Source organism: Marinobacter salarius (assembly GCF_032922745.1).
Taxonomy (GTDB): domain Bacteria; phylum Pseudomonadota; class Gammaproteobacteria; order Pseudomonadales; family Oleiphilaceae; genus Marinobacter.
This window is the reverse complement of sequence record NZ_CP136693.1, coordinates 2,108,252-2,126,767: the sequence shown is the minus strand read 5'-3', so window position 1 is coordinate 2,126,767 and position 18,516 is coordinate 2,108,252. Positions and strand designations below refer to the sequence as shown.

The window sequence follows — 18,516 nt, the reverse complement described above, 5'->3', positions numbered from 1 at the left end:
GGAGGGTCAGCCTTTATTATTCGCGGTCAGGCGCTGTGCACTCGGAGGCCCCGGGATTGCTGGAGCAACGGATTTTGCTGAGCAGGCTCATCATCTTCGGGTGGTAGACCTTTTTGGCGCCGTCGGTGCCATCCCTCAATTGCAGGCGATTTTCACGAAACATTTCCTGATAGCCTTCGATGTCACCATCGGGGATGCGGATCCACTTTTCCTCCGGAATGGCAGACTCCTGGCGCTGAATCAGGTCCATGGCCTGGCCGTACATACCCCAGGCGACGTCACGGGACTTCTGGGCCGTGGTATCGTCAAACACGTCGTCACGGGCAATAATCTGGATGGTCAGTTGAGCAAGGGGATAATCAACAATGCCGCCGTCTTCGCCAATGCCCTTGTAGAGTTCGAGTGCTTCGTAGGCAAACGCCGGTGCGTAAGCCGTATCCACCGAGCCATTGTTGAACTTGCCCGCAAAGTTGGTGATGTCGGAGGGTACAACCGTCGCTTTCACGTGGTTGACCATGTGGATGGCGTCCTTCTGGTAGTCCAGCGTGGCCATACGCTTGCCCGCTAACTCTCCCGCAGTATCAATGCTCCGGTCATTGACGAAGAGATAGCCGGCCCCTGCCGGCACAATACCCAGGACCTCATAATCGCCCTGCTTCATCAACGGCGCTGCCTTGGCCTGTGCAAGCGTGGCGAGGGTTGTTTTCAGATCGTCATAGGTCGGGATCGCGCCAACGGCGCTGATGCTGCCGGTAAATCGGTTGAACGGACGGGTCCGAAGATCCGTAGCGGCGACGGCGTCGCACTGTCCAGAGTTGAAATCGCCGACAGCAACGCCTTCGTCCGTGTAAGGGCGCAGTTCGAAATCAACACCATGTGCTTTCATTTCCAACGCATAGTCTTTGACCATGTTGTACATATCACCGTTTGCGCCGATGACATCGAAAACGCACATCGTCACAGACTGTGCGGCGGCCATCGGCGCAACTGCAGCAAAAGACAGGGCAGCAAGGGATTTACGGATCATGAATGACCTCCGGGTCTTTCTTGTGTTTGTAGGTAATTGCAGTGAGTCAGGGGCCTGCTTATAGCAGGCCGTCCAGATCCATGGTTTCAGGCTCTTCGAGCCGTTCCGGGCTCAGCCTGCCAAAATAGGTACGGGGCGTGCGGTAGCCGTAGTTGGCTGTCCAATGCTTATCGGACGAGAACTGAATGACGTCTCGGGCGATCTCGTCTACCAGGCGATACTCAGCCCATACTTTGATCTCTCCATCTGCCTCGGCGAACCGCGCGATGACATCCTTGAGCACCTCCGGGCGACCAAACGTCTCTGCAGCCACGGCCTCAAGAGCCATGGACGCCCGTATACCCGATTCAACTCCCAGGCGGGAGCTATCCTCAAGCACTTCCCAGGGATCCGGAGACAGGCTGGGACGGGTGTCCGGCAACAGCAACCACACCATGCCGCGTATGGCATTCGGTAAACCGCCCCATTTTTCGTTATCCAGGCATTCGGCGGCACGCTCCGCCCGGGGCGCAATATTGCGGGGAACCCCTGCCATGGCACCGGAGTTGGCGTCGTTCACGATGGCCTGCATGCCGGTCAGCAGGCCCAGCAGGAAGGTCAGCTCCTCCTGGTCATCGAACAGGAACGGACACTCGAATTCCTTTGCGGCCGGGTCAAAGTCATAGGCCGCCATGGCGCGCTGATAGGCGACATAGCGACGCTTGGCGGTTCGGGCATTCAGCCGCTTTGCTTTCTCCCGCGCGTCTTTTGCGGCAGGTACATCACCGGCAAAGTCAGCGCGCAGGTATTCCAGTTCCGCTTCCCATGCCTTGTATTCAGAGCAGTTCGCGGCCAGCAGCATCAACAGGGAACCGGTGCTTTCAGGCGCCTCGGTCACGCGGGAAAACGAGTACAACAGCGGGTCAACGCCCTCACCCAACGCACAGGCCATTTGCGGATCGGACATCTGCATGACGTAAGGGGTTGCTTCCCCCTCGGAGTAATTGGAGAGCACCACACCCGTTGTAGTGTAGATGGGGTTGGCCGAGCAACCGGCCAAAAACGTCACCACAAGAAGAAGCAGGTGACGGCTGCGAACGTTGAGGGCATGCCCAAAGGAATTCACCAGTGAGGAGTTCATAGTTCGTCCTGTTTACATTGTTTTTATAGGTCGGGGGCGATCGCAATCACTGCCCCGTTCATCTTTGACGAGGGCAAGAATGCGTTGAATCTTGTCAGACAAAAATGGCTGGATTGCCGATTTGGTCATGCCGATCAGGCCAATGGCCCACATAGACGGGAGGAAACAAATTTTTTATTTATTTAAAACAATGAGTTCTGAGAATAATTACAATTGAGACATTCGTACCACGACCGGCATTTTATGCCAGGGCATCCGGTTCAGGGCGTCGTTAACCCCATCATTGCGACCACCTGCGCCGTCAAATCGTCCAACGTCAGGCCACCGTCAGGTCGGTACCAGGTTACCGTCCAACTGAGGGCGCCCGTGAGCATACGGCGCACCACAAACGGGTCTGCCGTCAGCACGCCGTCCTGACGCAACGTCTCCAGCACATCCAACCACAACTGCTCGTATATATCCCGGAGCTCAAGGACGTGAACCTGGGATGCCTCGGATAGGCTACGCCACTCGAAGACCAGCACCGCCATGGCCTCCCCGGTCTGCCCGTTGATGGACTCCAGTTCAGCGCGAATCAGCGCCTGTAACTTGTCACGATGGGTACTGGCCGCATCCACCGCAGCCTGCATCAGGGCCGTGTTGAGACGAATGGTCTCCACCATGACGGCTTTGAGGATTTCTTCCTTGGTGCGGAAGTGGTGGAACAGGCTACCGGACTGAATGCCAACGGCGGCGGCCAGATCCCTGACGGTGGTCCGCTCATAACCCTTGTCACGAAACAGCTTTGCGGCCTCGTGGAGAAGCCGGCCACGGGCTCCGGCGGGATCGGAAACCAGGTTGTCGGCAACCAGTGATCGCAGGATAGAGTCTTGATTCACAGTGTTTTCCAGCCAGGGAACAGAAGAGCGCCCATTCTATCCCGAATTTGCCTGTTTACAAACCAAGCGCTTGCTTGGTATTGTCGGCTTTATGATAGACGACCTCCGCTACAAGCGGCCCATCAAGGGTCTTTGAAAGCACTTCGCGGCTTCCGTTAACAAGGTGAAGACATGCCAGATTCCGACATCTCCAGGCCACAAACCGTCCGTATAGGCTGCTCCGCCGCCTTCTGGGGCGACACCGAAACCGCCGCCGCTCAACTGGTGCGCAAGGGCAATATTGATTACCTGGTAGCGGACTACCTGGCGGAAATCACCATGTCCATCATGGCGGGGCAGAAGATGAAGGACCCAAGCCAGGGTTACGCCCGTGACTTCGTGCAGACGGTGATGGGCCCCTTGCTGGGTGAGATCAAACAGAAAGGCATCCGGGTATTGGCGAACGCCGGTGGTGTCAATCCCGTCGCCTGCCGCGATGCTCTGCAGGCTTTGTGCGAAAAAGCCGGTTTGGATATGAAGATCGCCCTGGTGCTGGGCGATGACCTTCTGCCGAAGAAGAAGCAACTGGCCGATGCCGGCATCTCCGAGATGACCACCGGACAGCCGATACCGCCGATGCTGGTCAGCCTGAACGCCTACCTGGGCGCTCCGGGATTGGTCGCAGCGCTGGAACAGGGTGCGGACATTGTCATAACCGGCCGAGTTGCCGACAGCGCCCTGGTGCTGGCGCCTCTGGTGCATGAATTTGGCTGGAGCTGGAGCGATTACGACCGGCTTGCCCAGGGCAGCCTGGCCGGGCACTTACTGGAATGCGGCGCGCAATCCACTGGCGGTAACTTTACCGACTGGGAAGACGTAGCCGAGGGTTATGCCGATATGGGCTTTCCGATTGCAGAAGTCTCCGCCACCGGGGATTTCATCATGACCAAGCCGCAAGGTACCGGGGGCAAAGTGTCCCGGGGCACGGTGGCAGAACAGTTGGTCTATGAAATCGGTGACCCGAGGGCTTACCTGCTGCCGGATGTGACCTGTGATTTTACCGGGGTCTCGCTTGAGGAAGTGGCAACGGACGAGGTTCGGGTTTCTGGCGCCAAAGGACTCCCCGCTTCAGACAGCTATAAGGTGTCCGGCACCTGGCCGGACGGTTTCAAGTGCACGGTAACCTTCCTGTTGGCAGGCCTGGATGCGAAGGCCAAGGCCCAGACAGTCGCCGAGGCGATCCTGGCCAAAACCTCCCGGATGTTCAGTGAACGGGGTTTGCCGGACTACACGGAAACCAGCATCGAACTATTAGGCACCGAGGCCACCTACGGTGCTCAGGGGCGTATGGGAGAGTGTCGGGAGGTGGTGGTGAAGATCAGCACGGCTCACCTCAAGAAGGAAGCGTTGGTGCTGTTTTCCCGGGAAATCGCCCAGGCGGCCACGGGGATGGCGCCGGGGATCACCGGTATTGTGGGTGGACGGCCGACGGTGTGGCCGAAGATTCGGTTGTATTCGTGCCTGGTTCCGAAAACGGAGGTATCCGTTGCCGTGGATCTTGGTGGCGACAAGCAGGCGGTAGACATGGCTATTGACGGTGGGTTCGAGCCTAGCCAGCTGGTTGAGCAGTCTGCCAGTGCGGCCGCTCCGGCCACGGATACCACGGTGCCTTTGATTCAACTGGCCTGGGCGCGCAGTGGTGACAAGGGGGATCACACCAATATCGGGGTGATTGCCCGCAAGGCGGAGTTTGTGCCGTTTATTGAGGCGGCGTTAACGGAGTTGGCAGTGGCGGAATGGATGGCCCATACGCTACACCCTGAGCATGGTCGGGTGACCCGTTGGGCGTTGCCGGGGTTTCAGGCCTTTAATTTTCTGTTGGAGCACAGTCTTGGTGGCGGGGGGGTTGCCAGCTTGCGGATTGATCCTCAGGGGAAGGCGTTTGCCCAGCAACTGCTGGAGTTTCCTGTGCCGGTTCGCGCTGAACTGTTTGATTGATTTTACATTGGTGCATGCACTCTGGTGGGAAGACATGTCCGGGACACGCGGTGAATACGTCCCTGTACGCTCGACAAAAACATCCATGTTTTTGACGGTCCCGGACATGTCTTCCCACCAGAGCGCCCGAACATTTGAAAAGGTCCTCTTGTTATGAGCTATCAGTCTGTTTTTCACCCGAATCTCTTTCGGGATCAGGTTTTTATCGTTACCGGGGGTGGTTCCGGAATTGGTCGCTGTAACGCCCATGAACTCGCTGCGCTCGGAGCACGGGTGGCGTTGATTGGGAGGAAGGCCGAGAAGGTTGAGACCGTAAGAGCCGAGATTACCGAGGACGGTGGTATCGCTTCCGCTCACGTGTGTGACATCCGTGAAGAGGAGTCTGTAAAGGCGACCGTCACGGCCATCATTGATGAACATGGCGGGCTGAACGGCGTGGTGAATAACGCCGGGGGTCAGTTTCCGTCGCCGTTGGCAAACATCAACCAGAAAGGTTGGGAGACGGTGGTTCGCACGAATCTTACTGGTGGCTTTCTCATTGCCCGTGAGGCCTACAATCAGGTGTTGTCAAAAACCGGCGGCGCCATCGTGAACATCGTGGCGGACATGTGGGGTGGCATGCCCGGCATGGGGCATTCCGGCGCTGCCCGGGCAGGGATGGTGAATTTTACCCAGACCGCTGCGGTTGAGTGGGGTTGCTCCGGGGTTCGGGTGAACGCTGTGGCTCCGGGCTGGATTGCCTCCAGTGGGATGGATAACTATCCCGAACATATGAAGCAGTGGATTCGTAGCCTCGGGGATAACGTGCCTCTTAAGCGAATGGGGACGGAGTCCGAGGTCAGTGCAGCGATTTGTTTCCTGCTGAGCCCGGCGGCGGCGTTTATCAGTGGGGACTGTTTGCGAATTGACGGCGCCGCGTCCCAGGGGGGCCGGGTTTGGCCGTTCCCGAAAGCGAAGAACAATGAGCCCTTTAATGGGTTCCACCGGGCAGTCACGCCAAAAGTGTTGAGTGACGACTGAGGAGAATTCGATGCAGGTATTGGAGTCCACCGTTAATCCCCAGTCGGATGACTTTCGCGCAAACGCGGAGGTGATGGAAGCGCACATTGCCACCTTCCGCGATGTGGAGCAGAAGGTTCTTGATCTGGCGGAAGCGGCGCGGGAGAAGTTCACCAAACGCGGGAAGCTGTTACCCCGTGATCGCATCAATCGCCTTCTGGATCGCGGTACGCCCTTCCTGGAGCTGTGCTCCCTGGCCGGCTACAAGATGCACGACGACAAGGACGGCAGCCTGTCCGGTGGCGGCATTATTGCCGGCATTGGCACGGTTAGCGGTGTTCGCTGCCTGGTGGTGGCCAGCAACAGCGCCATCAAGGGCGGCACCATTACGCCGGCGGGGCTGGACAAGACCCTGCGGCTGCAACAAATTGCCATGGAGAACAAGCTGCCGGTGGTGTCACTGTCTGAAAGCGGCGGCGCCAATCTGAACTACGCCACCGACATTTTCGTGCTGGGCGCGCGCGGTTTCGCCAACCAGGCACGCATGTCCGCCGCTGGCATTCCCCAGGTAACGGTGGTTCATGGCAATGCGACCGCCGGCGGTGCCTACCAGCCGGGGCTGTCGGACTATGTGATTGTGGTTCGCGAACAGGCCAAGATGTTCCTGGCAGGCCCTCCCCTGCTAAAAGCGGCCACCGGCGAAGTCGCTACCGATGAAGAGCTCGGCGGTGCCCAGATGCACGCAGAAGTGGCCGGCACGGCGGAATATCTGGCCGAGGACGACGCCGACGGCATCCGCCACGCCCGCAATGTGCTCGAAGCCCTGCCCTGGAACGAGCAGTTGCCCCCGTCGCGGGAGCCGGCATGGGAAGAGCCGCTCTACCCAGCCGAAGAGTTGCTGGGCGTTATTCCCAGCGATGCCAAGAAGCCTTATGACGTGCGTGAAATCCTCGCCCGCATAGCCGACGGCTCAAAGTTCATGGATTTCAAGAACGGCTACGACGACCAGACCGTGTGCGGCACCATCCGCATTGAAGGCCACTCGGTGGGCATCATCGGCAACAACGGCCCGATCACGCCTGCCGGCGCTACCAAGGCAGCGCAGTTTATCCAGCTCTGCGATCAGGCCGGCACGCCGTTGCTGTTCCTGCATAACACCACGGGTTTCATGGTGGGCACCCATTCGGAACAGAACGGCATCATCAAACACGGCTCAAAGATGATCCAGGCGGTGGCGAATTGCCGGGTGCCGAAGGTCGCAATTGTGATCGGCGGTTCCTATGGTGCAGGTAACTACGCGATGTGTGGCCGCGGCCTGGACCCACGTTTCATCTTCGCCTGGCCCAACAGCCGCACGGCGGTCATGGGCCCTGCGCAGGCAGGCAAGGTGATGCGCATTGTGGCCGAGGACAAACAGCGCCGGGGCGGCCTGGAGCCGGATCCGAAAACGCTGAATTTCCTGGAGCAGGCCACGGCCAAGAAACTGGAAGACGGCTCTACAGCTCTGTTCGGTACGGCTCGATTGTGGGACGACGGGCTTATTGATCCGCGGGATACCCGGCGGGTTCTGGCGTTGGTGCTCTCGGTTTGTCGGGAGGCTGAGGTTCGGCAGTTGCGGCCTAATTCTTTTGGCGTTGCCCGCTTGTAGGCGGTCTTGATTACGGTGGCTGGAACCGGGGCGGAGCCCGAGCGTCACATGGATGTGCCGAAGGAGCGTGTTTCTGAAGGCCCGCCCACACAGCCGCCACCCAAGCTAGAGAACGTGCACCATCACCAAATAGGCACGGGCTAACAATCAATCAGGAGAACAAAAACGTGAAATTCACAGCCGAACACGAAGCCCTCAGAAAAACCGTCCGCGATTTCGTGGAGAAGGAAATCAATCCCCACTGCGACGAATGGGAAGAAGCCGGCGAGTTCCCGATTCACGATATCTTCAAGAAGCTCGGCAACCTGGGCGTGTTGGGCATTCAGAAGCCGGAAGAGTATGGCGGCATGGGGCTGGATTACAGCTACAACCTGGTGGCCGCCGAAGAACTCGGCACTGCCCATTGCGGAGGTGTGCCGCTGGCAATAGGTGTGCAGACTGATATGTGCACCCCTGCCATTTCACGCTTTGGCTCTGACGAACTCAAACGGACCTTCCTTGCCCCGGCCATTGCCGGCGATATGGTGGGCTGTATCGGCGTCAGCGAAGTCGCCGCCGGTTCTGATGTGGCGGGGATGAAAACCACCGCAAAACAGGACGGCGATGACTACGTCATCAACGGCTCCAAAATGTGGATCACCAACAGCCCCAAGGCCGACTTCATATGCCTGCTGGCCAACACCTCCGACGACAAGCCCCACAAGAACAAGTCGCTCATCGTAGTGCCCATGAACACGCCGGGCATTTCCTTCAGCCCACACCTGAACAAGCTAGGCATGCGCTCTTCCGAGACCGCGCAGATTTTCTTTGACGATGTGCGAGTACCGCAGCGTTATCGGATCGGTGCGGAAGGCACCGGGTTCATGATGCAGATGCTGCAGTTCCAGGAGGAACGGATGTGGGGCGCGGCCAACGTGATCAAGGCGCTGGAGCTCTGTATCAACAAGACCATTGAATACTGCCGCGAGCGCAAAACGTTCGGGCAGCCGTTGATCAACAACCAGGTGATTCACTTCCGCCTGGCAGAGTTGCAAACCGAAGTGGAAGCCCTGCGTGCCCTTACCTATCAGGCCTGTGAGCTGCATGTGGAAGGCAAGGATGTGACCAAGCTGGCGTCGATGGCCAAGCTGAAGGCTGGCCGGCTTGGGCGTGAGGTGACGGACAGTTGCCTGCAGTACTGGGGGGGCAATGGTTACATGTGGGAGAACCCCCTGTCCCGTGCGTTCCGGGATGTGCGGCTGGTGTCGATTGGCGGCGGTGCTGACGAAATCATGTTGGGGATTATCTGCAAGATGATGGGGACTTTGCCTGGTAAACAACGGGACTGATTATTAGGTTTTGGCATTGGGGGAAGGACTGGCAGGCAGGAAGGTAGGGCCGTTTCGAGACACGCTGTGAATACGTCCATGTACGCTCGACAAAAACATCCATGTTTTTGACGGTCCCGAAACGGCCCTACCTTCCTGCCAACCAGCCCCCAGACAACGGTATTGGAGTCATGTCTATGGAAAATTTACCTCACTGCGAAACGCTAGTTTTGGAAAAACAGGGGCCTGCCCTTCACGTCACCATCAACCGGCCAGACGTTCGGAACGCCATGAGCCTGCAGATGGTGGCGGAACTGTCGACGGTATTCAGTCAGGTTGAGAACGACGCCAGCATTCGTGCCGTGGTGATTCGCGGAGCCGGTGGCCACTTTTGTGCCGGCGGGGACATCAAGGACATGGCCGGTGCCCGGGGGCAGAAGCCTGCCGAGGGTGAGGAAGATCCTTTCTACCGGTTGAACCGGGCGTTCGGTCAGATGATTCAACAGGTGAACGAGTCGTCGAAGGTGGTGATTGCAGTCACCGAGGGTGCGGTGATGGGCGGCGGTTTTGGATTGGCCTGTGTGTCGGATGTGGCGATTGCCGGGCCGACAGCCAGGTTTGGTATGCCGGAGACGACCCTCGGGGTGATTCCCGCGCAGATTGCGCCGTTTGTGGTGGAGCGCATCGGGCTGACGCAAGCGCGTCGGTTGGCGTTGCTGGGGCTGCGAGTGGACGCGAATGAGGCGTGCCGGCTGGGGATTGTTCATCAGGTGGCGGAGTCTGAAGTTGAGATTGATGAGTTGCTCGGCCATGCGGTTGACCGGGTACAGCAGTGCGCGCCGAATGCGACGGCCCAGACCAAGGCGTTGTTGCACCGCGTTGGTCACGAATCGATGAGTGGGCTTCTGGACAGTGCTGCCGGGAAGTTTGCCGAGGCGATTCGCAGTGACGAGGGTTCCGAGGGGACTCTTGCGTTTATGCAGAAACGGCCGGCTTCTTGGGCCAAGTCAGACTGATGGTGGAGGGTCGGGATTGATCCGGCTTTCCGGGACACGCGGTGAATACGTCCCTGTACGCTCGACAAAAACATCCATGTTTTTGACGGTCCCGGAAAGCCGGATCAACCCCGACCCCAGACACCGTGCAAAACGCTCATAAAAAAAGACATGCAATTACAACAGTTGGAAGGAGCTTTGGTGGGAGGGAGGCCCTGGTTCAGGACCCTAAAAAACATGGATGTTTTTTAGGAGCCTACATGGACGTATTCACGGCGTGTCCTGAACCAGGGCCTCCCTCCCACCAAAGCGGATAACCACCCAACCATGAGACCAGCAAAAATGCTAAAAAAGCTCCTGATAGCGAACCGAGGCGAAATCGCCGTACGGGTGATCAAAACCGCGAAGTCGCTGGGATACCGGACGGTGGCAGTGTATTCCGAGGCAGACGCCAAGGCCCTGCACGTGGAATTGGCCGACGAGGCGGTGTGTATCGGACCGGCTCAGGTATCGGTGTCGTATTTGAACGCAGAGGCGATTATTGAGGCGGCGCGGAAAACCGGGGCGGATTGTGTGCATCCGGGGTATGGGTTCCTGTCGGAGAATTCCGGGTTTGCCAGGGCCTGCAAAGACGCCGGCCTGGTGTTTGTCGGGCCACCGGAGGCGGCTATTGAGCTGATGGGCAGTAAGCGGCGATCGAAGATTGCCATGCAGGAAGCCGGTGTGCCGGTGGTGCCGGGGTTCGAGGGCGACAATGCCAGCGACGAAGAACTCATCAACGCCGCCGAAAATATCGGCTACCCATTGATGATCAAGGCCTCTGCCGGCGGGGGTGGCCGTGGTATGCGTCTGGTGGAAAAGGCAGCGGAACTGGCCGATAACATTCAGCGGGCTCGCTCCGAAGCCAAGCAGGCCTTTGGCGATGGTGAGCTGATTCTGGAGAAGGCGGTTATTGAACCCCGCCATATCGAAATCCAGATATTTGCAGACCAACACGGTAACGCGGTGTATCTCGGTGAACGGGACTGTTCAGTTCAGCGTCGCCATCAGAAAGTCGTCGAAGAGGCACCCTCTCCGTTTGTAACACCCGAACTGCGCCAGGCCATGGGCGAAGCTGCCGTGAAGGCGGCGCTGGCCTGTGGCTATGAAGGTGCTGGCACGGTCGAGTTCCTCGTCGACAAGGACCGCAATTTCTACTTCCTGGAAATGAACACCCGCCTGCAGGTGGAGCACCCGGTGACCGAACTCATTACCGGGCAGGATCTGGTGGCCTGGCAGCTTTCCGTGGCCGAGGGCCTGGCGCTGCCACTAACACAGGACCAGATCCAGCTGAACGGCCATGCCATTGAAGTGCGCCTTTACGCAGAAGACCCAGCCAACGGCTTCACCCCGCAAACCGGGCCGCTGCACCAGTTCCAGCCTGCGGAAGGAGAAGGTTTGCGGTTTGATACCGGCGTGCGCTCCGGGGACTCGATTACGCCTCACTATGATCCCATGCTGGCCAAGGTGATCGCCTGGGGGGCCAATCGCAACGAAGCCCGTCGTCGGCTGCTCAGGGCGCTGGAAGACACCACTGTATTCGGTGTGACCACCAACCGTTATTTCCTGAGCCGCATCATCGCGGACGACACCTTCGGCGAAGGCGAGGCCACCACCGCCTTCCTGCAACAGGCGTTCAGAGACGATCCATCCCTGGCACCAAAAGACATCAGCATCCGCGAGCTCGCGTTGGCGGCCTGCGTGTTCAGCCATGGCAATTCAGGCCGTCTTGACGTTCGGGCCGACCTCAATAATGCCTGGAGCAACGCACCCTCGACCGTCAGTCCGATGAAACTGGATACCGGCGATAAAACCCTGGAACTGCTGGTCCGCCGCGCCGGCAATCATGTCACCGTGACCCTGGGCGAAGAGCAATACGAGCTCGACCTTGAAAGCATGGGCGATGGCCTGTTATGCATTATCGACAACGGCGTTCGTCAGCGATGCCAATATCACCGCCAGGGCGATCACCTATATTTGCAGGCGTTCGGGCAGGCACTGGCAGTGCGTGACGTGACCCACCAGCCGGCCAGCGGTGCCGCCGCCAGCGGCAGTGGCCGTATCAAGACCACCATGGACGGCGCCATTATTGATGTTCTGGTTCAGGCCGGCCAGGCGGTGAAACAGGGCGACACCCTGGTCATCCTGGAGGCCATGAAGATGGAGCATCCGGTAAAAGCCGACCGCGATGGCACGGTCGGCGAGATACTGGCCACCAAAGGCGACCAGGTAAAACGCAGCCAGTTACTGGTAGAGATCACGGCCACAGACGCCACCTCAGAGGAGGCCGGACAATGAGCACAATGAAGAACAGAACCGTTTTTATAACCGGAGGCAGCCGGGGCATCGGGCGAGCCATCGCCCTTGCCTGTGCCCGAGAAGGTGCCAATGTGGTGATCGGCGCAAAATCCGACGAACCGCATCCAAAGCTGCCGGGCACGATACACAGCGTGGCGGAGGAAATTCGACAGGCAGGTGGCCAGGCCCTGCCACTGGTGCTGGATGTGCGAGACGAAAAACTGGTGCGCCAGCGGATAGATGAAGCTGCGAACCATTTTGGCGGCATTGATGCGCTGGTAAACAACGCGGGCGCCATCAAACTGACCGGCGTCGAGAACCTGAAGGTCAGCCGGTACGACCTGATGCATCAGGTCAACGCTCGCGCCGTATTCCTCTGCAGTCAGGCGGCATTGCCCTGGCTGAAGGAGTCCGACCAGGCCCATATCCTGAGCCTGTCGCCGCCTTTGAATTTGGATACCCGGTGGTTCGCCCAGTATGGGCCCTACACCACCACCAAGTACGCCATGACCATGCTGAGCATGGGTATGGCCGAGGAGTTTCGGCGTTACGGGGTTTCAGTGAACACCCTGTGGCCTAAAACGTTAATCGCCACGGCCGCCATTGAGTTTGAAGTGGGCGGCCCGCAAATGATGGCCCAGGGCCGCAAGCCAGACATCATGGCGGACGCCGCACTGAGCGTCCTCAGCCGTCCTGCCGGGGCAATGACCGGTCAGTCCCTGATCGATGAGGACGTGCTCAGGGCCGACGGCGTAACGGATTTCGAACACTACCGGTACCAGCCAGGCGACAAGCCCCTGCTGCCGGACCTGTTTCTGGATTAACCCCGGAGCCATTCGTTGTCCGGGGGCAAAACAAACAACAACGTTTCACACTGACCCTGACGGATGACCCTATGACCCAGGACAACGTATCCCCACGTGACATTGCTCGCAGCCTGCCGGGCATACTCCGGCGATTTCCCGCCATTGCCAAGGGCTATTACTACTACTCGGTCAAAAACGAGAACAAGGACCTGACCCTTGGCACCCTGGTGGACCGCAACGCCGAAAAATACGGACACCGCCCGGCCATCCTGTTCGAAGACCGCAGCATTACCTGGCGGGAATTCAACGGTTGGGCCAACCGCATTGCCGGTTTCCTGAAGACAGAGGGCCTTATCCGGGGCGATACCATCGCCGTATTCCTGGAAAACCGCCCGGAGCTGCTCGCCGTGGTCGCCGGTGCCGCCAAGGTGGGCGTGGCCTGTGCCATGCTCAACACCTCCCAGAAGGGACGCGTACTGGAACACAGCATCAATCTGGTCAGTCCTAAAATGGTCGTTGTGGGCGAGGAACTGGTGGAAGCCTTTGACGGCGTGAAAGCCGATATCAGGACCAGCCACCCCAACCCATTCCTGTTCCTGGCCGATACCAACACCATGAACATCTTCGGCGATGCACCGGAGGGCTATGTGAACATGGCGGCAACGGTCAGCGCCCATCGGAATACGGCCCCCAAGCCGGCCGATCCGCCCACTATGGGTGACACCGCCATCTACCTGTTCACCTCCGGCACCACTGGCTTACCCAAGGCGGCGCCGGGCAGCCACCGCAAGTTCATGAAAGCCTACGGCGGGTTCGGCATGATGTCCCTGGACATGAAACCGGACGATGTCCTTTACTGCACCCTTCCGCTGTACCACGGCACCGCCTTGCTGGTGTGCTGGGGATCCGTGATGGCCGGTGGCTCTGCCATTGCCCTGCGTCGAAAATTCTCCGCCAGCGCGTTCTGGGACGACGTGCGGTATTTCCAGGCAACCACCTTCGGCTACGTGGGCGAACTCTGCCGTTACCTGCTGAATCAGCCCCCCAGCGAACAGGACCGCAATCACAACCTCACCAAGATGATCGGCAACGGCCTGCGCCCGTCCATCTGGAAGGAGTTCAAGGGACGCTTTGGCATCGAAACCGTGGCGGAACTCTATGCCTCCAGCGAGGGCAACATCGGCTTCAGCAATTTCTTCAACCTGGACAACACCGTTGGCTTTTCCACCGCCCCCTACAAACTGGTCAAATTCCACGACGGCACCCGCGACCCGGTTCGGAACGACAGCGGATTCATGCAGGAAGTCGAAAAGGGCGAACCGGGGCTGTTGATCGGTGAGATCACCAAGAAATGGTCCTTCGAGGGCTATACCCAGAAAGACGCCACGGAAAAATCGATCCTGCGGGACGCCTTCAAGAAAGGCGACCAGTGGTTCAACACCGGTGACGTGCTAAAAGAAATCGGCTGCGGCCACCTGCAGTTCGTGGACCGTATGGGCAACACTTTTCGTTGGAAAGGGGAAAACGTATCCACCACTGAGGTGGAGAACATCATCGACGGTTCCAATATGGTGGAGGAAGCCATTGTCTATGGGGTGGAGATTCCGGGCACCAACGGCAAGGCCGGCATGGTAACGCTGGTTCCCCACGCCAATGGCCAGGCATTTGATGTGAACCGACTGTTCCGGTACCTGAGCGACAACCTGCCGCCCTATGCGATTCCGGTGTTTGTTCGGGTAACCGGTGCCATCGAGAAAACGGGGACCTTCAAGTACCGCAAGGTGGACATCCAGAAAGCCGGTTATTCCATCGACAAACCGGGGGAGGAGGTTTACGCCTGGTTACCCGGGACAGATGGTTATACCCGGTTGACCTCCGAGCTGGTTACCGAGATTGATGCCGGAAAAGTTCGGTTCTGAGATTTTCTGGATCTAAGGCATACCTCCCATGCCTTGCCTGCATCGGTGGGGAGCCCCTCCCAAAAATGTGCGGAGCCATGGATGGCGGAGCCCAAGCGCACATGGATGTGCTTGAAGCGTTTTTTGGGAGGGGCTCCCCACCGATGCATCCACCGAAACAAACAGGCTAAGGGCCGGCCTTAAGAACCGACCTTAAGGACAACCTTCCCGGTAGCAGTCCGACCGGTCAGCGCCCCAAGGGCCTTCTCGTAATCCTCGAAGTCATAGACTTCACTGATTCGCGGATTAATCTTGCCTTCGGAGAACAGCTTCAGCAGCTCCATCATGTTCTGGGCGCTGTTCTGCGGCTCACGCTGGGTGAAGCTGCCCCAGAAGACACCAACAACGGAACAGCCTTTCAGCAGCGTCAGGTTCGCCGGAATCTTGGGGATATCTCCAGCCGCGAAACCGATGATCAGGTGACGGCCGTTCCAGGCCATGGCGCGCAACGCCTGCTCCGTAAAATCACCGCCGACCGGATCGTAGATCACATCCACGCCCTTACTGTTGGTCAGGCGTTTAACCGCGTCTTTCAACGGCTCTTCGGTGTAGTTGATCAGCTCGTCGGCACCGGCCTCTTTCGCCACCGCCAGCTTCTCTGCCGTACTGGCTGCCGCAATCACATGGGCGCCCATGGCTTTACCCAGTTCCACCGTTGCCAGGCCAACACCGCCGCTGGCACCCAACACCAACAGAGTTTCCCCCGGCTGGATATTGGCGCGTTGCTTGAGAGCGTAATACGAGGTGCCATAGACCATGGAAAAAGCAGCCGCTTTTTCGTCGGACATGGACTCGGGAATGGGCAGGATGTTCTGCTCCGGGACGACCACCTCTTCGGCAAAGGCACCGTAGCCGGTGAGGCCGGCAACCCGGTCACCCGGCTTGAAGCGAGTGACTTTCTCGCCGATTTCAATTACCTCGCCAGACATCTCTCCACCGGGAGAAAACGGCATGGTGGGCTTGAGCTGGTACTTGCCTTCAATGATCAGGGTATCCGGGAAGTTCAGGCCGGCAGCCTTAACGCGCACCTTGACCCCGTGACCTTTCACGACGGGGCTGGTGACGTCTTCAATCACCAGCGTCTCCGCCGGGCCGTATTCCTTGCAGAGGATCGCTCTCATATTCGTGACTCCGTTGTAGGACAGTCGATATTTGGACGGTCGATAGAGGACAACATCAATGGATGGTTATCAACCTAAACAGAGTCGGATCATGAAGCAAATAAAGAAATCTAATCTCTCCGGATTAGCTGGACTTATTCTGATCGGAAAAATGACTCTCTGGCATAGGCCAGACGAATCAGAGACATAGTCATTGCTCAATACGCGTAACAGCTTCAAGATATGCCTCAAACACGCTTCAAAAAGCGGGAACGGATCACAGCGCTCGCAATACGCGGCTTAGGGCCAGAGATGTTTGACATAATTTACGTGCTGGAAATGACCGGTGTGATTGCCTTTGCGATCTCCGGCATGTTGATCGCCCGATCCAAGAACATGGACCCGGTGGGCGTTTTCACCATCGGCTTCGTGACCGCCCTGGGGGGAGGAACCCTTCGTGACCTGATGATGGATAATCACCCGTTGTACTGGATCAAGCATCAGGAGCAACCTATCCTGATCCTCTGCATGGCCGTTGTGTTCAGCTACTGGCACCGTGTCGAGCGTATCCGCGAATCGCGCATCCTGCTTCCTGATGCCCTCGGCCTGGGTGTTTTCACAATCCTCGGCGCGCAGTTGGCTCTGGACCTGGGCCACTCCTGGTTTGTGGCGTCACTACTGGGCGTGATGACCGGTACTTTTGGTGGTGCCCTGCGCGACACCTTTTGCAATGAGGTGCCGTTGATTTTCCGCAAAGACCAGATCTACGCGTCCATATCCTTCGCCGGCTGTTGGCTATACTTTGTTTGCCAATGGCTGCTGGAGAGCGAATCCCTGGCCATGACCATTGGCCTCTTGTTTATTTTCATCACCCGACTGCTGGCTGTGCGCTTCGACATCCGCCTCCAGCGGGACAGACGAACAGTGCAATGAGGCTACCGATGATCAATCGTCCCTTGGCGTTCTCGCCTCCAGCCGGTAACATTGCCGTTTTTTCACCCAATTCCTGAAACCGGTTCATTCAACCCCCATTCAGCACCCTGTAAGGCAGGCATACGTCATGCTAGAACGACTATTCAAGCTCCAGGCTAATGGCACCACAGTTCGCAAAGAGGTACTTGCGGGCTTTACCACCTTCCTGACTATGGCTTACATCATCGTGGTCAATCCCAGCATTCTCTCCGCTACCGGCATGGACTTCGGCGCGGTATTCGTGGCGACCTGCCTGGCGGCCACCATTGGCACCCTGATCATGGGGCTCTGGGCCAACTACCCGATCGCGCTGGCGCCGGGCATGGGCCTGAACGCGTTCTTCTCGTTCACCGTTGTTGGCGGCATGGGCTATAGCTGGCAGGTGGCCTTGGGTGCTGTCTTCATTTCCGGCTTTATCTTCTTCCTGCTGAGTATCTTCAAAGTCCGGGAATGGATCATCAACAGCATTCCCATGTCCCTGCGTTTCGGCATCTCCGCCGGCATTGGCTTCTTTCTGGCGCTCATCGCGCTGAAAAATGCCGGCATCGTGATTGATAACCCCGCCACCCTGGTTGGTCTGGGTGACGTAAAAGTGGCCGAGAGCCTGTTGTTCTTCGGCGGTTTCGTGCTGATCTGTGCTTTGTCCTTCCGCAAGATCACCGGTGCGGTGATGATCGGGATCATTGCCGTGACAGCAGCAGCCATGGGGCTGGGCATGGTGGAGTACGATGGTTTTGCGTCCGCGCCCCCAAGTCTGGCGCCGACCTTCATGCAGCTGGACCTCGCAGGGGCGCTGAACATTGGCATGATCAGCGTGATTTTCGCCTTTCTGTTTGTAGACCTGTTTGACACCTCCGGCACCCTCATCGGCGCCGCCCAGCGCGGTGGCCTGCTGGACAAGGACGGCAAACTGCCACGGCTGGGCCGTGCGCTGATGTCCGATTCCGTAGCCACCATGTCCGGCGCTGCCCTCGGCACCTCCACCACCACCAGCTACATCGAATCCACCGCCGGTATCTCCGCCGGTGGCCGCACCGGCCTGACCGCTGTGGTCGTCGCGGCGCTGTTCATGGCGTGCCTGCTGCTCTCGCCCATTGCCAGTATTATTCCGGCTTACGCCACCGCTCCGGCGCTTCTTTATGTCGCGGTGCTGATGGCCAGCGGCCTGAAGCTGATCGAATGGGACGACGTCACCGAAGCCGCACCGGCAGTGGTAACCGCCCTGATGATGCCGCTGACCTTCTCGATCGCCAACGGCATTGCCCTGGGCTTCGTTACCTATGCCATCCTCAAGGCCTTGAGCGGCCGCTGGTCGGACCTGAACCCCAGCGTGGTCATCATCGCCGTGGTCTTTATCCTGAAATTCATCTTCCTGGACGCAGCCTAAGCTGC

At 58.5% G+C, this 18,516-nt stretch carries 14 protein-coding genes; 10 read left to right on the top strand and 4 right to left on the bottom strand.

The features are described from left to right. Positions 1–16: 16 nt before the first annotated feature. From R1T46_RS09855 to R1T46_RS09845, 3 genes are all read right to left on the bottom strand, one after another. A complete protein-coding gene (locus R1T46_RS09855; protein ID WP_317308118.1) occupies positions 17–1,027 on the bottom strand; it encodes a putative solute-binding protein in 1,011 nt (336 codons plus the stop codon). 58 nt (positions 1,028–1,085) lie between these two features. After that, entirely contained in the window at positions 1,086–2,147 is a 1,062-nt protein-coding gene (locus R1T46_RS09850; RefSeq protein ID WP_085681972.1) for a hypothetical protein, read from the bottom strand. Between the two features lie 260 nt (positions 2,148–2,407). Then, positions 2,408–3,025: a TetR/AcrR family transcriptional regulator gene (locus R1T46_RS09845; protein ID WP_317308117.1), complete on the bottom strand. Its 618-nt coding sequence runs from the start codon at positions 3,023–3,025 to the stop codon at positions 2,408–2,410. Positions 3,026–3,196: 171 nt separating this feature from the next. Between R1T46_RS09845 and R1T46_RS09840 the strand changes: the two genes are divergently transcribed. The 8 genes from R1T46_RS09840 (at position 3,197) to R1T46_RS09805 (ending at position 15,013) form a co-directional block, all read left to right on the top strand. Beyond that, positions 3,197–5,002: an acyclic terpene utilization AtuA family protein gene (locus tag R1T46_RS09840; protein ID WP_317308116.1), complete on the top strand. Its 1,806-nt coding sequence runs from the start codon at positions 3,197–3,199 to the stop codon at positions 5,000–5,002. A 153-nt stretch (positions 5,003–5,155) separates the two neighbouring features. Beyond that, entirely contained in the window at positions 5,156–6,022 is an 867-nt protein-coding gene (locus R1T46_RS09835) for an SDR family oxidoreductase (protein WP_317308115.1), read from the top strand. A gap of 10 nt (positions 6,023–6,032) precedes the next feature. Next, entirely contained in the window at positions 6,033–7,649 is a 1,617-nt protein-coding gene (locus R1T46_RS09830; protein ID WP_317308114.1) for an acyl-CoA carboxylase subunit beta, read from the top strand. A 167-nt stretch (positions 7,650–7,816) separates the two neighbouring features. Then, a complete protein-coding gene (locus R1T46_RS09825; RefSeq protein WP_151982692.1) occupies positions 7,817–8,977 on the top strand; it encodes an acyl-CoA dehydrogenase family protein in 1,161 nt (386 codons plus the stop codon). A gap of 176 nt (positions 8,978–9,153) precedes the next feature. Next, positions 9,154–9,972 carry an enoyl-CoA hydratase/isomerase family protein gene (locus R1T46_RS09820; protein WP_286810896.1) on the top strand — a complete coding sequence of 273 codons (819 nt, stop codon included), beginning with the start codon at positions 9,154–9,156 and terminating at the stop codon, positions 9,970–9,972. A 321-nt stretch (positions 9,973–10,293) separates the two neighbouring features. After that, positions 10,294–12,288, top strand: coding sequence for an acetyl/propionyl/methylcrotonyl-CoA carboxylase subunit alpha (locus R1T46_RS09815; protein ID WP_317308113.1), 1,995 nt, complete (start codon positions 10,294–10,296; stop codon positions 12,286–12,288). Then, the gene (locus R1T46_RS09810) at positions 12,285–13,112 is read left to right on the top strand and encodes an SDR family oxidoreductase (RefSeq protein WP_075196556.1); all 828 of its coding nucleotides are present in this window, start codon (positions 12,285–12,287) and stop codon (positions 13,110–13,112) included. The genes R1T46_RS09815 and R1T46_RS09810 overlap by 4 nt, the downstream gene beginning before the upstream one ends. Positions 13,113–13,183: 71 nt before the next feature. Next, positions 13,184–15,013 (top strand): long-chain-acyl-CoA synthetase, encoded by a 1,830-nt coding sequence (locus tag R1T46_RS09805; protein WP_317308112.1) that lies wholly within the window; start codon positions 13,184–13,186, stop codon positions 15,011–15,013. A gap of 179 nt (positions 15,014–15,192) precedes the next feature. On the opposite strand, the gene R1T46_RS09800 is transcribed toward R1T46_RS09805, so the two are convergent. Further along, positions 15,193–16,173, bottom strand: a complete 981-nt coding sequence (locus tag R1T46_RS09800; RefSeq protein ID WP_075196558.1) for an NADPH:quinone oxidoreductase family protein — start codon at positions 16,171–16,173, stop codon at positions 15,193–15,195. Between the two features lie 291 nt (positions 16,174–16,464). Here R1T46_RS09800 and R1T46_RS09795 point away from each other — a divergent pair, with 291 nt between their 5' ends. Both R1T46_RS09795 and R1T46_RS09790 read left to right on the top strand, forming a co-directional pair. Continuing rightward, complete coding sequence (locus R1T46_RS09795; RefSeq protein ID WP_041332388.1) at positions 16,465–17,085, top strand: trimeric intracellular cation channel family protein; 621 nt, start codon at positions 16,465–16,467, stop codon at positions 17,083–17,085. A gap of 127 nt (positions 17,086–17,212) precedes the next feature. Next, on the top strand, positions 17,213–18,511 hold the full coding sequence (locus tag R1T46_RS09790; RefSeq protein WP_036209628.1) for an NCS2 family permease: 1,299 nt from the start codon (positions 17,213–17,215) through the stop codon (positions 18,509–18,511). Positions 18,512–18,516 lie beyond the last annotated feature (5 nt).